18 protein-coding genes are annotated in these 19,501 nt (G+C 58.8%); 2 read left to right on the top strand and 16 right to left on the bottom strand.

Annotated features, from left to right (window positions below; translation table 11 throughout):
- Positions 1-1,612 (top strand): 4Fe-4S dicluster domain-containing protein (locus L972_RS21880; RefSeq protein ID WP_047438227.1); only part of this gene is annotated, 1,612 nt, incomplete at its 5' end.
- Positions 1,613-1,723: 111 nt separating this feature from the next.
- Here L972_RS21880 and L972_RS09900 read toward each other — a convergent pair.
- Entirely contained in the window at positions 1,724-3,100 is a 1,377-nt protein-coding gene (locus tag L972_RS09900) for an MDR family MFS transporter (RefSeq protein ID WP_193556525.1), read from the bottom strand.
- 173 nt (positions 3,101-3,273) lie between these two features.
- Here L972_RS09900 and L972_RS09905 point away from each other — a divergent pair, with 173 nt between their 5' ends.
- Positions 3,274-3,876, top strand: a complete 603-nt coding sequence (locus L972_RS09905) for an HAD family hydrolase (RefSeq protein WP_047437942.1) — start codon at positions 3,274-3,276, stop codon at positions 3,874-3,876.
- An 84-nt stretch (positions 3,877-3,960) separates the two neighbouring features.
- Here L972_RS09905 and L972_RS09910 read toward each other — a convergent pair whose 3' ends face one another.
- The 15 genes from L972_RS09910 to pilQ form a co-directional block, all read right to left on the bottom strand.
- A complete protein-coding gene (locus tag L972_RS09910; protein ID WP_047437943.1) occupies positions 3,961-4,215 on the bottom strand; it encodes a hypothetical protein in 255 nt (84 codons plus the stop codon).
- Positions 4,216-4,449: 234 nt separating this feature from the next.
- Positions 4,450-5,247: a DUF1338 domain-containing protein gene (locus L972_RS09915; protein WP_021229798.1), complete on the bottom strand. Its 798-nt coding sequence runs from the start codon at positions 5,245-5,247 to the stop codon at positions 4,450-4,452.
- Positions 5,248-5,306: 59 nt separating this feature from the next.
- On the bottom strand, positions 5,307-6,776 hold the full coding sequence (gene astD / locus L972_RS09920) for a succinylglutamate-semialdehyde dehydrogenase (protein ID WP_047437946.1): 1,470 nt from the start codon (positions 6,774-6,776) through the stop codon (positions 5,307-5,309).
- Between the two features lie 72 nt (positions 6,777-6,848).
- Positions 6,849-7,868, bottom strand: coding sequence for an arginine N-succinyltransferase (gene astA / locus L972_RS09925; RefSeq protein WP_005334994.1), 1,020 nt, complete (start codon positions 7,866-7,868; stop codon positions 6,849-6,851).
- 76 nt (positions 7,869-7,944) lie between these two features.
- The gene (locus L972_RS09930) at positions 7,945-9,162 is read right to left on the bottom strand and encodes an aspartate aminotransferase family protein (RefSeq protein WP_047437948.1); all 1,218 of its coding nucleotides are present in this window, start codon (positions 9,160-9,162) and stop codon (positions 7,945-7,947) included.
- Positions 9,163-9,438: 276 nt separating this feature from the next.
- The gene (locus tag L972_RS09935; protein ID WP_021229795.1) at positions 9,439-10,020 is read right to left on the bottom strand and encodes an aminodeoxychorismate synthase component II; all 582 of its coding nucleotides are present in this window, start codon (positions 10,018-10,020) and stop codon (positions 9,439-9,441) included.
- Positions 10,021-10,041: 21 nt separating this feature from the next.
- Entirely contained in the window at positions 10,042-10,257 is a 216-nt protein-coding gene (locus tag L972_RS09940) for a hypothetical protein (protein WP_005334997.1), read from the bottom strand.
- A gap of 118 nt (positions 10,258-10,375) precedes the next feature.
- Complete coding sequence (gene trpS, locus L972_RS09945; protein ID WP_005362251.1) at positions 10,376-11,380, bottom strand: tryptophan--tRNA ligase; 1,005 nt, start codon at positions 11,378-11,380, stop codon at positions 10,376-10,378.
- 42 nt (positions 11,381-11,422) lie between these two features.
- Positions 11,423-12,091 (bottom strand): phosphoglycolate phosphatase, encoded by a 669-nt coding sequence (locus tag L972_RS09950; RefSeq protein WP_021229794.1) that lies wholly within the window; start codon positions 12,089-12,091, stop codon positions 11,423-11,425.
- Positions 12,078-12,752: a ribulose-phosphate 3-epimerase gene (gene rpe / locus L972_RS09955; RefSeq protein ID WP_005335006.1), complete on the bottom strand. Its 675-nt coding sequence runs from the start codon at positions 12,750-12,752 to the stop codon at positions 12,078-12,080. The genes L972_RS09950 and rpe overlap by 14 nt, the downstream gene beginning before the upstream one ends.
- 189 nt (positions 12,753-12,941) lie before the next feature.
- Entirely contained in the window at positions 12,942-13,814 is an 873-nt protein-coding gene (locus tag L972_RS09960) for a Dam family site-specific DNA-(adenine-N6)-methyltransferase (protein ID WP_005335008.1), read from the bottom strand.
- A 70-nt stretch (positions 13,815-13,884) separates the two neighbouring features.
- Complete coding sequence (locus L972_RS09965; protein WP_047437951.1) at positions 13,885-15,465, bottom strand: SPOR domain-containing protein; 1,581 nt, start codon at positions 15,463-15,465, stop codon at positions 13,885-13,887.
- Positions 15,455-16,537, bottom strand: coding sequence for a 3-dehydroquinate synthase (aroB, locus tag L972_RS09970; RefSeq protein WP_005362254.1), 1,083 nt, complete (start codon positions 16,535-16,537; stop codon positions 15,455-15,457). Before aroB ends, L972_RS09965 begins: the two co-directional genes overlap by 11 nt.
- 14 nt (positions 16,538-16,551) lie before the next feature.
- The gene (gene aroK / locus L972_RS09975) at positions 16,552-17,070 is read right to left on the bottom strand and encodes a shikimate kinase AroK (protein WP_005335014.1); all 519 of its coding nucleotides are present in this window, start codon (positions 17,068-17,070) and stop codon (positions 16,552-16,554) included.
- A 191-nt stretch (positions 17,071-17,261) separates the two neighbouring features.
- A complete protein-coding gene (pilQ, locus tag L972_RS09980) occupies positions 17,262-19,487 on the bottom strand; it encodes a type IV pilus secretin PilQ family protein (protein ID WP_047437953.1) in 2,226 nt (741 codons plus the stop codon).
- Between the last annotated feature and the right edge of the window lie 14 nt (positions 19,488-19,501).

Below are 19,501 nucleotides of genomic sequence, written 5' to 3' on the forward strand. Positions count from 1 at the left end.
GACCGTCACCGCCGCCATGCTGGCTGGGCTGGGTGACAACCTGCCGGTCTCCGCCTTCCCGCCGGATGGTACCTGGCCAGTCGGCACCACCCGCTGGGAGAAGCGCAATATCGCCAAGGAGATCCCCATCTGGGAGGCGGAGCTATGCACCCAGTGCAACTACTGTGTCGCCGCCTGTCCCCACTCGGCCATTCGCGCCAAGGTGGTGGAAGCGGATGCGCTGGCCGCTGCTCCCACCACTCTCGATGCGCTGGATGTGAAATCCCGTGACATGCGCGGCCAACAGTACGTGCTGCAGGTGGCGCCGGAGGATTGCACCGGCTGCAACCTCTGCGTCGAGGTGTGCCCGGCCAAGGATCGCAGCAACCCGGATCGCAAGGCGATCAATATGGCTTCACGCCTCGCTCACCTCGACGAGCAGAAGGCCAACTACGACTTCTTCCTCGATCTGCCAGAGCGCAGCGCCGAGCAGCTGGAGCGCATCGACATTCGCACCTCCCAGCTCATCTCGCCGCTGTTTGAATACTCGGGCGCCTGCTCCGGCTGTGGCGAGACTCCCTACATCAAGCTGCTGACCCAGCTCTATGGCGATCGACTGCTGATTGCCAACGCCACCGGCTGCTCGTCCATTTATGGCGGCAACCTGCCTACCACCCCCTACACCACCAACGCAGAGGGGCGCGGGCCGGCCTGGGCCAACTCGCTGTTTGAAGACAACGCCGAGTTCGGACTGGGCTTCCGTCTCACCGTCGATCAGCACAGGGAGCGGGTGCGCCGTCTGCTGGCGAGCCTGGGCGACACCATACCGGTGGCGCTGCGCGAGGTGCTCGGCGATGCCACCCTGCCGGTTGCCGAGCAGCGGGCCCATATCCAGCAGTTGCGAGCGCTGCTGCAACAGAGCAAGACTCCGGAGGCCCTTGAGCTGGCTCGCGATGCGGACTATCTGGTGGAGAAATCGGTCTGGCTCATCGGCGGCGATGGCTGGGCCTACGACATCGGCTTTGGCGGGCTCGACCATGTGCTGAGTCTGGGGGAAAACATCAATGTGCTGGTGCTCGACACCCAGTGCTACTCCAACACCGGCGGCCAACAGTCGAAGGCAACCCCGCTTGGGGCCATCACCAAGTTTGGCGAGCAGGGCAAGCGCAAGGGGCGCAAGGATCTCGGGGCCAGCGTGATGATGTATGGTCACGTCTATGTGGCGCAGATCTCCCTCGGCGCCCAGATGAACCAGACGGTAAAAGCGATTCAGGAGGCGGAAGCCTACCCGGGCCCCTCGCTCATCATCGCCTACAGCCCCTGCGAGGAGCATGGCTACGACATGGCCGAGAGCCATGAGCAGATGAAACAGCTGACTGCCACCGGCTTCTGGCCTCTCTACCGCTTCGATCCGCACCGCGCTGACGAGGGCAAGTTGCCGCTGGCACTCGACTCGCGGGCACCCAATGCCTCGCTGGCCGAGACCTTGCGCCATGAGCCCCGCTTCCAGCGGCTGGAGCGCCAGCTGCCGGAGGTGGCCAACCAGCTCTATGAAGAGGCGGAGCAGGAGGCCAATCGCCGCTTCGCCTGGCTAAGCCAGCTGGCAGGCAAGGAGAGTCCGGCGCAGGAGTAACTCGCGCATGGCTTGATGGCAACAGCCACGCTATTCGCCAAATAACAATCAGGGCTCCCCGCGGGGAGCCCTGATGCTATCTATGGTGAGCCTATGTCGGCACAGGCCGGATCAGGCGCTGATGGAGGCCAGCTCGTGGCGCTTCAACGCCAGCAAGGTGATGAGCAGCGCCAGCGTGGCGATCAGTGCCATGCCGATATAGGTTGCGCTGAAGCCCGGGGCCAGCAGATCGGGGGCGAGCCGGCTCAGATCGCCATCGCTGCCGGCTGGCAGGCGGAAATGAAACAGCATGGAGCAGATGGCCACGCCGACGGCACCGCCAAGCTCCCGCCCGAAGTTGAACAGCGACATGCCGATGCCGCGATCCTGCCGTGGCAGGGCATTTTGCACCACCACCGAGAGGGCGGGCAGCACCAGACCCAGACCAATACCCGCAAACCCGAGCGCCAGTCTGACCCAGGCATCGAAGTGGATCTGCCACAGCGCCACCGCCGCCAGCGCAAACCCGACCGCAACAAAGCTTTTGTAGTGACCGGTACGGCCAATCAGCTTGCCACCGACAAAGGCCCCGGCGGTGATGCAAATCATGAAGATCACCATGCTCATCCCGCTCTCGCTGGCGCTCATCCCCTTCTGCCACTGCATCTGCAATGGCAGATAGACCAGCACGGCAAACATCAGCAACTGGGAGAGCATCACCAGCAGCACGCTCACCAGATAGCCGGGCAACCGGGCCAGATGGGCGGGCAATATGGGGTCGTGGGCACGCCGCTCAATCAGAATCAGCAGCAGCAGTGCCACGCCCAGCGCCGCCGAAAGCCAGACGGCGGGCAGCGCCGCCTCCGGCGAGAGCAGCAACAGGGTGAGCGTGGTGACGGTAATCAGCAGACCCGCCCCCTTCCAGTCGAAGCGACTGTGGCGACGCACGTTGAGCTGCTTGAGGTTGCGGTTGATGAGAAAGACCGCCAGCGCCCCGAGCGGCAGATTGATCCAGAAGATCCAGCGCCAGCTGAGCTGCTCGGTGAAGTAGCCGCCGAGCAAGGGGCCGGCGATGCTGGAGACCGCATAGACCGCTGAGATGTAGCCCTGATATTTGCCCACCTCCCGCGGCGGAATGGTATCGGCAATCACGGTAAACGCGAGGGCAATCAGGCCGCCCCCCCCCAGCCCTTGCAGCACCCGCGCAGCCAGCAGGGTCTGCAGATCCTGGGAGAGGGCGCAGGCCACCGAGCCCGCCAGAAACAGGCCGATGCCGATATTGAGCATCCGCACCCGGCCAAAGAGATCGCTCAGCTTGCCGTAGAGAGGTAGCACGGCGGTGGCCGCCAGCAGGTAGGCGGTGACCACCCAGGTGAGGGCGGCACCGGCGTGCAACTCGGCGCCAATCATGGGCAGCGGGGTGGTGACTATGCTCTTTTCCAGTGAACCGAGCGCGATCACCAGCGCCACACTGGAGAAAATGGTTTTGGGGGATATTTTCGAGGTCATAAGCGGACTCGCTGATCTGATATGCCAAAGTATCCGGCAATGAACGGATTATTGTCTCACAAATCAGCAAGAGATAGAAAAAACGGCGGCCACAATCTGCCCAACCATGAGGCCGATCCCACAAAACGCCGACCATTTCTGTTAGCCTGCTCTATTTGATTCGAGGAGCCCCCATGAGCGAGCGTGAGCAGTACGGGTTTGATCACTACGATGCCCTGATTTTCGATATGGATGGCACTTTGGTAGATTCCATGCCCCTTCATCTGGATGCCTGGGAGCTCACCTGCGCCGAATTCGGCATCCCCTTCGAGCGGGAACAGCTCTATCAGTACGGCGGCATTCCCACCCGCAAGATCATCGCCATGCTGGCCGAGCAGCAGGGGCTGACGGTGGATGTCGAGGCTTTTACCCGCCGCAAGATTGCCCTCTACATGGCGCACATCGACAAGGTCAGCGTCTTTCCCAAGATGTGGGAGCTGGTCAGGCACTATCACGGCAAGGTCAAGATGGGGATTGGCACCGGCTCACCGCGCAATCAGGCGGACTCCATCCTGAAAAGTACCGGACTCGACGCCTATATCTCGGTGGTGGTGAGCGCCGATGATGTCACCAACCACAAGCCGCACCCTGATACCTTCTTGCAGGTGGCCGAACTGCTCGGCGCCAATCCCGCCAACAGTCTGGTATTTGAAGATACCCGGATCGGGCTTGAGGCTGGCAAGGCGGCAGGGATGGATACCGTGCTGGTTATCGAAGGTGACCTGCACCAGCGGTAAAGTACTCAGGGCAAGCAGGCAAACCGATAAAATGGTGCCATCACAGTGGCACCATTTTTTATTCACGTGAGCATAGCGGCAGCGTCAGTGCCCGGACAGAGTTGCGATCGCAGCCGGAATAGCGGCCACCGTCAAACAAAGGGCGTTGGCCTCGTCCTGTAGTGCCTGATGAATGCGAAGCAACTCAAGGGCTTCGGCCGGAGTATCTGCAAAGGTGGGGGCGGCGATGGCGGCAAATCCCTGTTCGACTAGTTGACGACGCTCATCGCTATAGCTGGGTGCATTGGCATCTAGATAGGTAAGCGCCTGACCCTGCTTGAAAAAGTGATAGTTAGGCATCGATTGGCCCCGCAAAAATAAAGCGCCATTCTACTCCTTTTTGCTCCGCCGCCAGCGTCAATCTGTGTCGTCTCAAGTGATCTAGTTCACATTTTTATCAACAAATTTTCACCTGTTAGGCGCCGTCCAAATCCCCTCTTCACGCGGCGTCAGACAACACCCGATACCGTCACTCGGCGCCAAACAAAACGCCTCCACAAAGGAGGCGTTGCGACTGAAACAGGGTGGCTCCCGTTACATGGCATTCGTCGATTCGAAGATCTTGTCCGCCGAAGCCTCGACGAAGCCCGGATAGAGCACGCCATCGGCCTGCGGATAGCGCAGGGCAAACTCGTAGAAGCAGCTCGGGATGGTACGCACCCCATCGCTGAACGGCACCTCTGCTTTGTCGGCCATGGTGGAGGATTGCTCCAGCATCACCTGCGGATCCCCTTTCACCTCGCCACCCACGCTGTTGAGCACGAAACCCGCCGCCTTGAGCGCCGCATTGACCTGATGGATGGTGTCGAAATCCTTCAACTTGTTGATATTGACCGTGAAGTGGTTGGCACGATAGCCCCATGCTGCCATCCAGGCCGCATACTCGCTCTCCGCCAGCAGAGTCTGATAATCGGCATAGGAGACCTGCCAGGGGGCGCCGGTGTAGAGAAATGCCGGGGTATCGGTCAGATGATCGGGCACCTGATCCGCCAGCTTGTGGATGATGGCCTGCGCCGCTGGGGAGAGCTCTTCCACCTTCAGCTCGCTGATAAACACCTTGGGAGCGTCCGGATCCTGATGCTCGAAGTGCTTGGCGTAGAGCTTCTTGGCCTTGAAAACGTACTCGCCCTTCTGCTCGTAACCGAGCGCCAGGAAGTGGGCGGCCAGCTTCTCCAGCCCCAGCTTGGGCAGGTTGTAGGTACGAAACGCCACGTGATCGTTGACGATGGGCTCGCCGCCACCCAGCAGGGTGTGCACCTTGAGGGCGCTCGGGGTCACCTTGATGTAGTTGTCCCACAGATGGCTGAACAGGGTGTCGATATCCTTTTGCATCTCTCTTTCCTTTGATTGCGGGTACAGATGGGGGCACCGCTGGATGCCCCGTGTCGTTATTAGAAGCGCAGGCCGGGCGACAGTTGCTCCGGCATGGCGGCTTTGCTGTCTTCAACGGAGGCAACTGGGTAAGCACAGTAGTCAGCAGCGTAGTAGGCGCTCGCTCTGTGGTTGCCGGAAGCGCCGATACCACCAAACGGCGCGGCACTGGATGCACCGGTAATGGGCTTGTTCCAGTTGACGATGCCGGCGCGGATCCGCTTGAAGAAGTGGTGCCAGTCCGCCTCCTTGTCACCCAGCAGACCGGCCGAGAGACCATAACGGGTAGCATTGCCCTGATCGATGGCGGCATCGAAATCGTCATAGCGAATGAGTTGCAGCAGCGGGCCGAAGTACTCTTCGTCAGGCAGCGCGCTCACTGAGGTCACGTCGATAATGCCCGGGGAGACAAAGCCGGTGCCCGCTTCCAGGTGCTTGAGGGTAAGCAGGCTCTCGCCACCGAGGCGCTGCAGGTTGGCTTGCGCCTCGACCATGCCCTGTGCTGCCTTCTCGCTTATCATCGAACCCATGAAAGGCTGCTCGGCGGCGTCATAGAGGCCGACCTTGATCTGGCTGACCACCTCGATCAGTCGCTTGACCAGCGCATCGCCCCGCTCGCCGCGCTCGACAAACAGACGGCGGGAACAGGTGCAACGTTGACCCGAGGTTATAAATGCCGACTGGACGATGGCATGGACGGCGCCGTCGATGTCGCTCACATCTTTCACGATCAGCGGGTTGTTGCCGCCCATCTCGAGAGCCAGAATTTTGCCCGGCTGACCGGCAAACTGCTGATGAAGGAAATGGCCGGTGCGGGAGGAGCCGGTGAAGAAGAGGCCGTCGATATCGAGGTTGCCAGCCAGCGCCTTGCCAGTCTCTACCTCCCCTTGCACCAGATTGAGCACCCCCTTGGGCAATCCGGCCTGCTGCCACACCTTGACCATGGCTTCCGCGACCATGGGGGTCAGCTCGGAGGGTTTGAACACCACGGCGTTACCCGCAATCAGCGCCGGGACTATATGGCCGTTGGGCAGATGGCCCGGGAAGTTGTAGGGGCCGAACACCGCCACCACACCGTGGGGCTTGTGACGGACAAACGCCTTGGCGCCCGGCATGGCATTTTCAACGGTGCCGGTACGCTCGTCATGGGCACGGATGGAGATAGCAATCTTGCCCTGCATGGCGGCTACTTCGGTACGGGTCTCCCACAGCGGTTTGCCTGTTTCGCGGGCGATGGTCAGGGCCAGCGCCTCTTTCTGCTCGCCAAGCAGGTCGGCATAACGACGCACTATGGCCAGACGATCCTCAAGGCTCATGTCCGCCCAGTGGTAGAAGGCGGCACGGGCGGCATTGACGGCGGCATCCACCTGCGCCGCACTGGCGGCAGCCCCCTGCCAGATCACCTCGTTCTTGGCCGGATCGGTTGACTCGAACGGCTTGCCTTCACCGGCAAGCCACTGACCGTCGATAAATTGCACTAACTGGCTCATCCATTCACTCCCTGTCGCTGGCAGGCAGCCTCGGCTGCCTGTCTGATAATCGGTTTGCTTGTCCTGTTTGCCTCAGTCGAGGTCAACCACCCGCACCATGTCGCCATCCTGCACCTTGAGTGCCGCCGCCATCTTGGGCGGAATGATGGCTTCGTGCTTGTCGAGATCGACCCGGATATTGCCGTAGCAGGCGCGGTAATGTTCGAAACGGCTGTTGCAGATAAGGTGGGTCTTGCCACCGATGGGCTCGCCCACCAGCACCCGCAGCTTCTTGCTGCGGCGCACGCTGCGGATATTCTTCACGTCGCACTCGACGGTGGGGCCCGCATCGAAAATATCGACGTAGCCACGGTTCACGAAGCCCTCGTCCTGCAGCATCTTGATGGCCGGGCGGGTCTTCTCGTGGGTCTGGCCGATAACGGCCCGCGCCTCTTTGCTCAGCAAATTGACGTAGATGGGGTACTTGGGCATCAGTTCGGCGATAAAACGCTTCTTGCCGATGCCGGTCAGATAGTCGACGGTAGGAAAATCCATCGAGAAGAAGTGGGTTTGCAGCCACTCGTAGAAGGGGCTGTGACCGTTGGCATCGGAGACGCCGCGCATCTCGGCGAAGACGGTCTCGTCAAACAGCTCGGGGTGCTCGGCCATAAACAGAAAGCGGTGCTTGGAGAGCAGGCGGCCGTTGAGCCCCTCGCGGGCACATTCGCGCAAAAACAGGGTGCAGAGCTCGGAGTTGCCGGTGTAGTCGTTAGAGAGGGTCAGGGTTTCAACGACGTTGTAGATGCCGAGCTTGGGAGAAGAGTGCACCACCTTGCCGATGTGGTAGTTGTAAAACGGCTGGGAGAGGCCAACCGCGGCATCGATGGCACAGGTGCCGACCATCTCGCCGGTCTCCAGATCCTCAGCCACGAAGAAGTAGAGGCAGTCCCCCTTGCCGGCGGGCTTGTCGGAAAAAGTCTGGGTAGAGGCATCAATCTTGCGCTGCAGCAGCTCATCGTTGACGGGCAACGAGGTCATGCCGGTGCCGGACTCGATGGCGCAGGTCTTGAGCCCGGCAAAATCTTTTTGCTCGATGGGACGGATAACCAACATAAATGACAACTCCCTTTCATTGACGACAGGTGGGGTCCCGGCTCCTGCCGGGAGAGCTCCCCACCTCAATTTGGAATCAGGCGTTAACCACCTGGGCAACCGCCTTCTCGAAGCGGACCAACCCTTCCTTGATGTCCGCTTCCGGGATCACCAGTGAAGGGGCAAAACGAACCACGTTGGTACCGGCTACCAGTGCCATCAGCCCCTGATCGATGGAGGCCAGCAGGAAGTCGCGGGAGCGCCCCTTGTAGGCATCGCTCAGGGCCGCGCCCAGCAGCAGACCCTTGCCGCGGATCTCGCTAAAGCAGTGGTATTTGGCGTTGATTGCTTCAAGGCCATCGCGGAACAGCTGCTCGCGTTGCTTGATGCCAGCCAGCACCTCCGGAGTATTGATCACGTCGATCACCGCCTCGGCGACCGCACAGGCCAGCGGGTTGCCGCCGTAGGTAGAGCCGTGAGTGCCCACTTTCAGGTAAGAGGCGATTTCGTTGGTGGTCAGCATGGCGCCGATGGGGAAACCGCCACCCAGCGCCTTGGCGCTGGTGAGGATGTCCGGCGTTACGCCCAGACCCATATAGGCATAGAGATCACCGGTCCGGCCGATGCCGGACTGCACTTCGTCATACACCAGCAGGGCATTGTGTTTGTCGCACAGCTCGCGCACCCCTTTGGCAAACTCGTCGGTAGGACGAATGATGCCCCCCTCCCCTTGCAGCGGCTCCATCACCACGGCGCAGGTGTTGTCGGAGATCACCTCGGCCAGCGCCGCCAGATCGTTGTAGGGAACATGGGTAATGTCACCGGGCTTGGGACCGAAGCCATCGGAGTAGGCTGCCTGGCCACCAACGCTGACGGTAAAGAAGGTACGACCGTGGAAGCCCTGATTGAAGGCGATGATCTGGGTCTTCTGCTCACCAAACTTCTCGATGGCGTAGCGGCGAGCCAGCTTGAGGGCCGCTTCATTTGCCTCGGCGCCGGAGTTGCAGAAGTAGACCTTGTCGGCAAAGGTGGCGGCGACCAGCTTCTTGGCCAGACGCAGGGCCGGCTCGTTGGTCATGACGTTGGAGAGGTGCCACAGCTTCTCGCCCTGGGTTTTCAGGGCCTCGACCAGCTTGGGGTGACAGTGACCCAAACCGTTGACGGCGATGCCACCGGCGAAGTCGACATACTCGCGCCCTTCCTGATCCCAGACACGTGACCCTTCACCACGCACCGGGATGATCTTGGCGGGCGCATAGTTGGGAACCATCACTTCATCAAACACTTCACGTGTCACTGCCAACAACTCTGACATATAGCTCTCCTTCGATTCGGCGACAGAATAATCCACCGCCCAAAAGTTAAATCCGTGTAAACGTGACGGGATTATCACAGAAATAAAGTAAAAAGTCTGTAACAAGACGGCCTATAAGGAACAATGTTCGATTGCTCTTGAGATTTTAGGCAACCGCATTGCATAACGACTCAGGGGGGCTTGGCAAGAGATAATTTGGGCAGGAGAGGGGGTGAATAAAGTGTCAGGGAAATTTTTTTTGCCTTCTCTCGAACTTGAGAAGGCGATCACAACTTTTTATGAACGCGCCAGAAAGTTGGCCAGCAACTGATGGCCCTGCTCGCTCAAAATACTCTCCGGATGGAACTGAACACCCTCGATGGGGAGCCTCTTGTGGCGCAGCCCCATGATCTCGTCAAACGAGCCATCGGCATGCTCGCTCCAGGCGGTAATGTCGAAGCAGTCGGGCAGCGTGTCGCGCTCCACCACCAGCGAGTGGTAACGGGTCACCCGAAGCGGGTTGTTGAGCCCCTTGAACACCCCCTCATTGCAATGGCGGATGAGCGAGGTTTTGCCGTGCATTACCTGACGGGCACGGACTACGCGGGCGCCAAAGGCCTGCGCCAGCGACTGATGACCGAGACAGACGCCGAGAATGGGCAGCTTGCCAGCAAAGTGGCTGATGGCATCGAGAGAGATCCCTGCCTCATTGGGCGTACAGGGACCGGGAGAGATCACCAGAAAACGGGGGGAGAGCTGCGCTATGGCATCAAGCGTCAGTTCATCATTGCGCTTGACCACAACCTCTTGTCCCAGGGCGCCGAAATATTGCACCAGGTTCCAGGTAAAAGAGTCGTAGTTATCGATCAACAACAGCATGAGATAACCAACAGCGGAGAATTAACGATCGAGATAACGACCCTGTTCCATTTCCCGTTCACGCTGACACTCGGCCAGATAGATGGCGGCAGCAACGGCAGGGGTTTTATGGTGCTTGTCGATGGCATTGGAGACCATCAACTGCAGGGTATTGAGGTTTTTCGCCTTGCGAAATTTACGTAGCCAGTGACCTTTGTCACTCAGCTCTTCAGCAGAAATAGTTGGTTGAACAGGCATGCTTTCTCTTGGGGATATTACCCAGGTTGAAATAAAGAAATTAAACAAAATAGCCGGGCAGAAAATAAAGAAAGCCAGGCAAATACCCAGCTCTCTTCTACTACACCTTCCCAGTATGTCAGGCTCGAGGAACGAAGCCGACTACATCATATACGCTGGTCAGGGTTTTTTCAGCTCTTTCGCGCGCCTTTTGTGCGCCTTCTGCCAGAATCGCGATCAGATGGGCCTCATCCTGACGCAACTCGTGGAAACGGGCCTGGATCGGTTCCAGCAGCGCAACCACGGCTTCGGCGGTTTCGGTCTTGAGGTGACCGTACATCTTGCCTTCGAAGTGCTGCTCCAGCTCGGGGATGGAGCGACCCGTCACCCCGGACATCAGGGTCAGCAGGTTGGAGACACCCGGTTTGTTTTCCGGGTCGAAACGCACCACCGCCGGCTCGTCGGAATCGGTCACCGCACGCTTGATCTTCTTGACGATCTGCTTGGGATCTTCCAGCAGGCCGATGAAGTTGGCTTCGTTGTCATCCGACTTGGACATCTTCTTGGTCGGATCCTGCAGACTCATCACCCGCGCCCCTTCGGTCGGAATGAAGGGCTCCGGCATGGTGAATACCTCACCATAGAGGTTGTTGAAACGGGTGCAGATGTCGCGGGTCAGCTCCAGATGCTGCTTCTGGTCGTTGCCGACCGGCACCTGATTAGCCTGATAGAGCAGGATGTCGGCCGCCATCAGCACCGGATAACCGAACAGGCCGACGTTGACGTTGTTCTCGAAACGGGCGGACTTGTCCTTGAACTGGGTCATGCGCGACAACTCACCCATCTGGGTATAGCAGTTGAGGATCCAGCCCAGCTCGGCGTGCTGCGGCACGTGAGACTGGATGAAGACGGTGCTCTTCTTGGGATCGATACCGACCGCCAGATAGAGGGCTGCCGCGTCCAGACAAGCCTTGCGCAGTGCAGCCGGGTCCTGACGAGTGGTGATGGCGTGCAGATCGACGATGCAGTAGAGGCAGTCGAACTCATCCTGCATGTTGACCCACTGACGCAGGGCCCCCATGTAGTTGCCGATGGTCAGTTGACCGGAGGGTTGCGCTCCGCTCAATACGATTGGTTTAGTCATGAGAGTGTTAATCCTTGTTATTCAGCCAGCCCAGCTGCGCTATTAGACCAAAAGTGCATCGAGCTGGGCAAACTGCTCGAATACCCAGTCTGGATGGGAGTCGGCGATGGGACGGCCATAGTTGTAGCCGTATGTAAGACCCACCACCTTCATGCCAGCCGCCTTGGCCGCCAGCACGTCATTTTCTGAGTCGCCCACCATTAGAGTGCGAGCCGGGCTCACCCCCAACTCTTGGCAAGCGTGCAGCAAGGGCTCCGGGCTCGGCTTCTTGACCGGCACGCAGTTGCCGCCAAGCCAGAGTTCGAAACAATCGCTGATGCCAAGGGCATCGAGGATGGGTGCCACGAAATCGCTCGGCTTGTTGGTAACGATCGCCTGCTTGTAGCCCAGGCTTTGCAGGCGACGCAGACTCTGGGCCACCCCTTCATACATCGCCAGCCCTTGCAGCAGGCAGGCGTTGTAGTGCTGGAAAAAAATCGGTCTGGCCTTGGCAAACAGCTCGGGATCGGCCTCGCGATAGGCGAGCGCCCGCTGGATCAGCTTGTCAGCCCCGTTGCCGACCCAGGTACGGATCACCGCTTCATCAGCCTGCGCCAGATCGAGGTCTGCCAGAGTCAGATTGACCGCCAGCGCCAACTGGGCGGCGCTGTCAATCAGGGTGCCGTCCAGATCGAACAGCACCAAATCAAATGCGCGCTCAGCGTGTGACATGAGCCAGCTCCGCACGCATCTTGTCGATCACCGCTTTATAGTCAGGCTGGCTGAAAATAGCAGAGCCGGCGACAAACATGTCGGCGCCGGCTTCGGCGATCTCGCGAATGTTGTCGACCTTCACCCCACCATCGATCTCGAGGCGAATATCGCGGCCGCTCTCGTCGATCAGACGACGCACCTGACGCAGCTTGTCGAGGGTGCCGGGGATAAAGCTCTGGCCACCGAAGCCCGGGTTGACCGACATCAGCAGGATCACATCCAGCTTGTCCATCACATACTCGAGGCAGGAGAGCGAGGTAGCCGGATTGAGCACCAGACCCGCCTGGCAGCCCATCTCCTTGATGAGGCCCAAAGAGCGATCAACGTGATCGGACGCTTCCGGATGGAAGGTGATGAGGGAAGCACCCGCCTTGGCAAAATCGGGAATGATGCGATCCACCGGCTTGACCATCAGATGCACGTCGATGGGGGCCTCGATACCGTAGTCACGCAGGGCCTGACAGACCATGGGGCCAATGGTCAGGTTGGGGACATAGTGGTTGTCCATCACGTCGAAGTGAACCACGTCGGCACCGGCAGCCAGTACCTTGGCTACATCGTCACCCAGACGGGCAAAATCGGCAGAGAGGATCGAGGGGGCAATCAGAAAGTCTTTCATCAGCATCATCCATTGGCAGCCAGGGAGAAAAAGCGGCGCAATTTTAACGTAAAAGGCGGGCGAAAACGACTCGAATGCGGGGTAAATGGGGCAATCACCTCCCCTCCCCCAGCAACCCGGGTTATAGGACATCGGCACGGGCGCGGACTCGCCCATAAAAAACGGCGCCCCTGGGCGCCGCATGGTCTGTTACGTCAGTGGCAGCAGTTCACTGTCGCTGGGATAGTAGCCCTGCTCCGGTTCGATTCCGGGCGGATAGAGCGCCAACAACTCGGCCACCTTGTTGCGGGTGCCGCCATTGCGGCTGATGGTGCGCTTGACCAGGATCTCGTCGAGGCGGGCACCGCGATAAAGCTCACGAGTCAGCTCAATATCGTGGTTGCTGATCAGCACCGGCACCCCTTTGTGAGCGGCTGTGTGGCGGGCCAATCGCGCCAGGATCGCCTGATCATCCAAAGTAAACCCACCGGAGGCATAGGTGGTGAAGCTCGCCGTAGTGGAGAGCGGCGCATAGGGAGGATCACAGTAGATAACCCAATCCTCTTCGGCACGCTTGATGGCGTCGGCGTAGCTCTCGCAGATAAAGGTCGCCTTCTGCGCCTTTTCGGCAAAGGCCCACAGCTCTTTTTCCGGGAAATAGGGCTTCTTGTAGGAACCGAACGGCACGTTGAAGCCGCCCTTCTTGTTGTAGCGGCACAGTCCGTTGAAACCGTGACGATTGAGAAACAGGAACAAGAGTGCCCGCTCGAAGGTGGTCTCGGTCTGATTGAACTGAGTACGCAGCCGGTAATAGGCCGCCTTGTGGTTGTGCTCTGCCACAAACAGCTTGCGCGCCTCGGCAATGAAACTGTCCGGCGTCAGCTTGAGGTGGTTGTACAGGCAGATCAGATCCGGATTGATGTCGTTGAGCACATACGCGTCGTAGTCGGTGTTGAGAAACACCGACCCGGCCCCGACGAAGGGCTCCAGCAACACACGCCCGGCCGGCAGGCGCTCGGCGATCTCTTCAACCAGGGAGTATTTTCCCCCGGCCCATTTTAAAAAAGCGCGTGTTTTTTTCATGGAAATCCGGTGTGTAAGAAGGCAAGACCCAAAAAGGGGGACGATTCTACCCCCTTATCCGGTATCAAGGCTATTGCTTCAGCTCTTTTTGTACCTGTGCAAACGACTTGGGCCAGGGCTGGCCTTTCAGCAAGGCTGGCGGAAGCTTGCGAATGGCACTCTTGGCCTGGGTCAGACCGGCATAATCCCCTTGCAGCACCACGTACCAGGGGCTGCCACGGAATTTGGTCTGATAGACCCAGACCTTACCCGCCAGACCATGCTCGGCGACAAACTGATCCACCGCCTTGGTGTTGCTCGCCCCCATCAGCTGAACGCTGTAGTGGTTGCGCGGCTTCTTGTTCAAGGTGGCGACCGGTGTCAGGGCCACCTTGGGTGCTGGCGCGGCAACCAGCTCGTTGCTGGCGGTTTTGGTGGTGGCCGCAGGCGTTGCGGTTGTCGCCGGATTCAGTGCTTTGGAGGTACTGGCTGGCGCCGTGGTTGCGATTGCACCACTGGGGGCTGTGCCACTCGGGTTCTTGCCGGTCAGCTCGTCCACCACGTCAGTAGGCAGTGCGCCGCTCACCTTGGGTTCGGTCATCAGCTTTTGCACGACCTCGTCAGAGATCACTACCCGACGCCCTTCGTAATTGGTTGATTCGGTGGTCACGGTTTCGCTCTCCACCGATTTGGGCAGCACTTTCGCCTCCGGCTGCCAATCCTTCACCACCCCGTTGGGATTACTGGCTGCAGCGCTGTTTTGCGCGCCTTGTGCTGCGGCATCGGTATTCGAACCGCCTGCGGTGAGGGGATCGCCTCCCGCTACCGGGATCGGCAATGCCGTGTTCTGCGCCGGATCCTGCAGCGCCGGTTTGCTTTCATTGTCAAACAGCGCAGGCAGCAGGTAGCTCAGCGCCAGCAGGCCGCCAGCGACCAGCGCGATAGCAGTGGCAATCTTCTTGACAGGCAACTCCGCCTGACGCTTCTTGGGCCTTCTGTCGGTCATGATATCCTCCAGTAACTGCATGATGGTGGACGGATGTCCGTTCGCCGTTTTCAGGATCTCCTCCACTTGCGGCTTGGGCAAGAGGGTCGCCGGGATCTTGAGCTCTTTGGCTTTTTCATACAAGAAGATGCGCTGCTCGGGCGGGCTCAGTGGCGGCACTTCCAGCTCAAGGGCTGGCATGGCACGCCCTTTGAGCTGCGGTCGTTGGGTACGACACCAGACGTCACTGCCCGAGACGATAATGGCCAGCTGATGGGGCGCCGCCAGGGTATCGTTATGACGGATGATCGCCCACAACTCTCCCAGCAATTCGGCCGGCAACTGATCGGCCCGCTCTATCAGTAGCAACAGGGTGGCTGGCTTGCTCCCCTCCAGCATGCGAAAGAAGCTCTCCGCCAGCGCATCCTGTGGATTGAAGAGCGGGCGCGCCACCACCTGTGGCAATAACAGCTGACGCACATCCACCATCTTCATGGCAGGTGTACCAATCAGGCTTACCACCCGCACTTTTTCCGGCAACACGCCGAGCAGGGATTCGCACAGCGTACCGCGACCACAACCGGGTTTACCGGAGAGAAAAATGAAAGGGTGATTGAATTCAATCAGATGCAGCAGCCGGTCAACCAGCTGCCGCTGGGAAGGAAGTTTTAGCAGTTTATTCGTCACGACCAGACTCGATCACCGCCAGCAACTCGGCATCGGACACATCCCCCACCACCTGCGCATGGCCGATGCCAACCGGCAACACCAGACGCAGCTTGCCTTCCAGCACCTTCTTGTCACGGCGCATATGGCGAATAAAGGCAGCGAAATCCATCTCGGCAGGCGCATGAATGGGCAGATTGGCGGCCAGCAGCAGAGCGCGCACACGCGCAACGTCCGCTTCGCTCATATCGCCACGGGCCTGCGCAGTCCAGGCTGCCAGCATGGTGCCAGCGGATACTGCTTCACCGTGCAGCCAGTTGCCATACCCCTGCTCGGCCTCGATGGCATGACCAAAGGTGTGGCCCAGATTGAGCAGCGCACGGACGCCGTGCTCGGTCTCATCCTGACCGACCACATCGGCTTTGATCTCGCAGCAGCGTTTGATGGCGTAGGCCAGCGCGGCAGGTTCCAGCTGTTGCAGACGCACCATGTTCTGCTCCAGCCAGCTGAAGAAATCAGCATCCCAAATGATGCCGTACTTGATCACCTCGGCCATCCCTGCGGCAAATTCGCGGGCTGGCAAGGTACTCAGACATTCGGTATCGATAACAACTTGTTTGGGCTGATAAAAAGCCCCAATCATGTTCTTGCCGAGGGGGTGGTTGACCGCGGTTTTACCGCCGACAGAGGAGTCAACCTGGGAGAGCAGAGTGGTCGGGATCTGGATAAAAGGAATGCCACGTTGATAGCTTGCTGCCGCAAAGCCCACCACATCCCCGATCACGCCGCCCCCCAGAGCGATCAGTGTCGTATCGCGCCCATGGTTGGTTTCAAGCAGAGCAGACATGATCTGCTCAAAGGTCGCCAGGTTCTTGTACGCCTCGCCGTCGGGCAGGATCAGGTGTTCAACCTGAAAACCCGACAGCAGAGCGGTTACCTGTTCAAGATAAAGCGGAGCAACGACCGTGTTGGTCACTATCATCACCCGCTTGCCCTTGATGGTCGATACCAGCGCCTCGGGGCGCTGCAACAACCCTGCAGCTATCTCGATGGGATAGCTGCGTTCACCCAGTTCGACCTTCAACCGTTCCATGGACGTCCTCTAGATTACATACCGATCAGCTTTACAATTTGATTGGCAACGATTTTTGCGCTCTGGTCATCGGTGTGCACAACAAAGTCGGCAACCTCTTCATACAGGGCATTGCGCTCTTGTGCCAGACGTTCCAGCACTTCGCGTGCCGGTTCTTCGGTCTGTAGCAGAGGGCGGCGTTTGTCTCGCTGTGTGCGCGCCAGCTGCTTTTCGATAGTGGTTTCGAGGTAGACCACGATGCCGCGAGCAGACAACTTGTTGCGGGTTTCGCGACTCTTGATGGCACCGCCACCCGTCGCCAGCACGATACCCTGCTGCTCTGACAATTCGCCGATCACCTTCTCTTCGCGAATCCGGAAACCTTCTTCGCCTTCAACATCGAACACCCAGCCGATATCAGCACCACTGCGGCGCTCAATCTCATGATCTGAGTCGAAAAACTCCATATGCAGTTGTTCTGCCAGATGTCTACCTATGGTGCTCTTGCCCGCACCCATGGGACCTATCAGGAAAATATTGCGTTTCTCAGCCATGTCTTTTCGTTAGTAATTACAAACTGTACGACCCCGATGAATACTGGATCGGGGTACCTATGAACCTTATCTTGCGATGGATCAGGAGGGGGATTATCTCAATAGATATCGGGACTGGCAACCGCAGCCCTTACGCCCCAGCCTCATTGGGGCGTAAGGTTATATGTGTTTTACCTTCACATGTAAAGCATTCAGAAGGCGTCGGTGACTATCTTGGGCGTCACGAAAATCAGCAACTCCCGCTTTTTGTTCTCGCTGGTGGTCTTGCGGAACAGGGCCCCCAATCCGGGGATATCGCCAAGCAGCGGCACCTTGGTCACATCGCTCTTGATGGTCTGCTGATAGATGCCGCCCAGTACCAGCGTCTCGCCATTGTTCACCAACACCTGAGTGGTGATAGACTGGGCGTTGATGGAAACCGCATCACCGGTACCAGTCGGTACCGTTTCACCCTTGGTATCCTGGGTCACGGTCAGATCGAGAATCACCCGATTGTCAGGGGTGATCTGCGGAGTAACCTTCAGGCTCAATACCGCCTTCTTGAAGGTAACCGAGGTAGCGCCACTGGAAGAGGACTCCACATAGGGGATCTCGGTACCCTGCTCGATCAGCGCCGGTTTCTGGTTCGCAGTGGTCACGCGCGGACTGGCTATAATCTCGGCCTTGCTCTCTTTTTCCAGCGCCGACAACTCGAGATCCAGCAAGGTGCCATCAGCCAAACGGGCAACCTGGAAGGCCAAAGTACCGGCCGCATTGGTCACCGGCAGGTTGACGTTCAACCGATCGTCTGCTGTCGGTCTGGTAATTGTCGAGCCACCATTGTTGTTACCAGAGCCATCATTCCCCGCTATGGAACCGGACGTACTGTTGCCATGACCATCGTTTTTGGTCACTCCCCACCGCACCCCGAGCGCTTCATCAAAGCCGTCGTCAATGGTCACCATCCGCGCCTCGATAACCACCTGCTTGACCGGAATATCGAGGATATCGAGCATCCGTTTGATGCTGCTGATGACATCGGCGGTATCCTTGACCACCAGCACGTTGGTTCGCTCGTCAACGCTCACCGCACCACGGGGTGACAGCAACTTGGTACTTTCGGAAGAGAGCAGGGCAGCCACTTCCGAGGCCTTGGCATAGTTTATCTGCAGATATTCGGTATAGAGCTGCGCCAAATCAGCGACCTGATTGCGGCTCTCAAGTTGCTGCTTCTCGCGCGTTGCGATCTCTTCTGCAGGCGCTACCAGCAAGATGTTGTTATCCAGCCGCTTATCCAGACCCCGAACCTTCAAAATAATGTCGAGCGCCTGCTCCCACGGCACCCCATCCAGACGCAGGGTAATATTGCCCGCCACCGAATCAGTAGTTACCAGGTTAAGGTTGTTGAAATCTGCGATCAGCTGCAACACGGTACGGACTGGAATATCCTGGAAGTTCAATGAGATGGGCTTGCCCTGATACTGCTTGGATGCCGTGGCCGTCGTACGCTTTTTCACCTCGATAATGAAGAGCTTGTCTGCCTGATCGTAACGGTAATCAAACTGACCATTGATCGACAGTTCAAACAGGGTATCGCTCCCCTGCCGGGAGACTTCAACCTGAGAGACCGGCGTTGCAAAATCCTGCACGTTGATCAGATTAAGCAAACCATCCGGTACCCGAGTGCCATGAAACTTGGCCAGTACGGTCTGACCGCGGCTGCTCACATCAACAGCGGCCGAGCTGTTATCCAGCGTGACCAGGAACTCCCCCTGGCCATCTTTGCCACGACGAAAATCCACACCGGTAACCGAGTTGAAATAGGCGCCGCCCCCACTACTTTGATAGTTGTTGAGCACCGGCTTGCTGGCAGGCTGTGTGGCTACCGGCGTTGTCACGGGCGCAACAGGCATAGACCGGGCAACGACCTGAGGATTGAGCAGCGCCGAAGGAGAGGGTGTGGCCACCATAGCAGAGGGCGCTGGCACAGGAGTAGCCGAGGTTGCGGGTGCAATCAGGGCGCTCTCACCATTGATGAGCCCGGAAGAGGCCCCCTCGCCCAATGACACCAGTAATTTGTTCCCCTGTTGCTGCACCTGATAGGGAGCAAGCTGATCGAGTGCGATCTTGATATCCAGACCTGCGCCCTTACCCTCAACCTTGATATTATCTACCCCCAGGCGCTGGATCGGCAGCGGGTTCACTTTCAGCGCCCCTACCGCACCGGGAATATGCAACAACAGCTGATTGGGTTGGTAAGAGAGACGATCGGTAAAGCCCGTGACCGGCTCACTGAAACTGAGCTCCACCAGCAATTGATCGGCAAGCAGCGGATTGACCTTGATCTCCTGCAGGGTTGCCACTGCCCACGCCTGACTGAGGGCGCTGGCGCAAAACAGCAAAGCCACTTTGGATACACTCTCTATTGTTGTTCTCATTGCTGTTCGTCCCT

The sequence above is a fragment of the Aeromonas sp. ZOR0001 genome (genome assembly GCF_000801015.1).
GTDB lineage: Bacteria > Pseudomonadota > Gammaproteobacteria > Enterobacterales > Aeromonadaceae > Aeromonas > Aeromonas veronii.

Coding starts and splice junctions, on each gene's coding strand:
- L972_RS09900 (WP_193556525.1), bottom strand. CDS start 3,100: ATGACCTCGAAAATATCCCCCAAAACCATTTTCTCCAGTGTGGCGCTG.
- rpe (WP_005335006.1), bottom strand. CDS start 12,752: ATGAAAGACTTTCTGATTGCCCCCTCGATCCTCTCTGCCGATTTTGCC.
- L972_RS09905 (WP_047437942.1), top strand. CDS start 3,274: ATGAGCGAGCGTGAGCAGTACGGGTTTGATCACTACGATGCCCTGATT.
- L972_RS09910 (WP_047437943.1), bottom strand. CDS start 4,215: ATGCCTAACTATCACTTTTTCAAGCAGGGTCAGGCGCTTACCTATCTA.
- L972_RS09960 (WP_005335008.1), bottom strand. CDS start 13,814: ATGAAAAAAACACGCGCTTTTTTAAAATGGGCCGGGGGAAAATACTCC.
- aroK (WP_005335014.1), bottom strand. CDS start 17,070: ATGGCTGAGAAACGCAATATTTTCCTGATAGGTCCCATGGGTGCGGGC.
- L972_RS09930 (WP_047437948.1), bottom strand. CDS start 9,162: ATGTCAGAGTTGTTGGCAGTGACACGTGAAGTGTTTGATGAAGTGATG.
- aroB (WP_005362254.1), bottom strand. CDS start 16,537: ATGGAACGGTTGAAGGTCGAACTGGGTGAACGCAGCTATCCCATCGAG.
- pilQ (WP_047437953.1), bottom strand. CDS start 19,487: ATGAGAACAACAATAGAGAGTGTATCCAAAGTGGCTTTGCTGTTTTGC.
- astD (WP_047437946.1), bottom strand. CDS start 6,776: ATGAGCCAGTTAGTGCAATTTATCGACGGTCAGTGGCTTGCCGGTGAA.
- L972_RS09915 (WP_021229798.1), bottom strand. CDS start 5,247: ATGCAAAAGGATATCGACACCCTGTTCAGCCATCTGTGGGACAACTAC.
- astA (WP_005334994.1), bottom strand. CDS start 7,868: ATGTTGGTTATCCGTCCCATCGAGCAAAAAGATTTTGCCGGGCTCAAG.
- L972_RS09950 (WP_021229794.1), bottom strand. CDS start 12,091: ATGTCACACGCTGAGCGCGCATTTGATTTGGTGCTGTTCGATCTGGAC.
- trpS (WP_005362251.1), bottom strand. CDS start 11,380: ATGACTAAACCAATCGTATTGAGCGGAGCGCAACCCTCCGGTCAACTG.
- L972_RS09940 (WP_005334997.1), bottom strand. CDS start 10,257: ATGCCTGTTCAACCAACTATTTCTGCTGAAGAGCTGAGTGACAAAGGT.
- L972_RS09935 (WP_021229795.1), bottom strand. CDS start 10,020: ATGCTGTTGTTGATCGATAACTACGACTCTTTTACCTGGAACCTGGTG.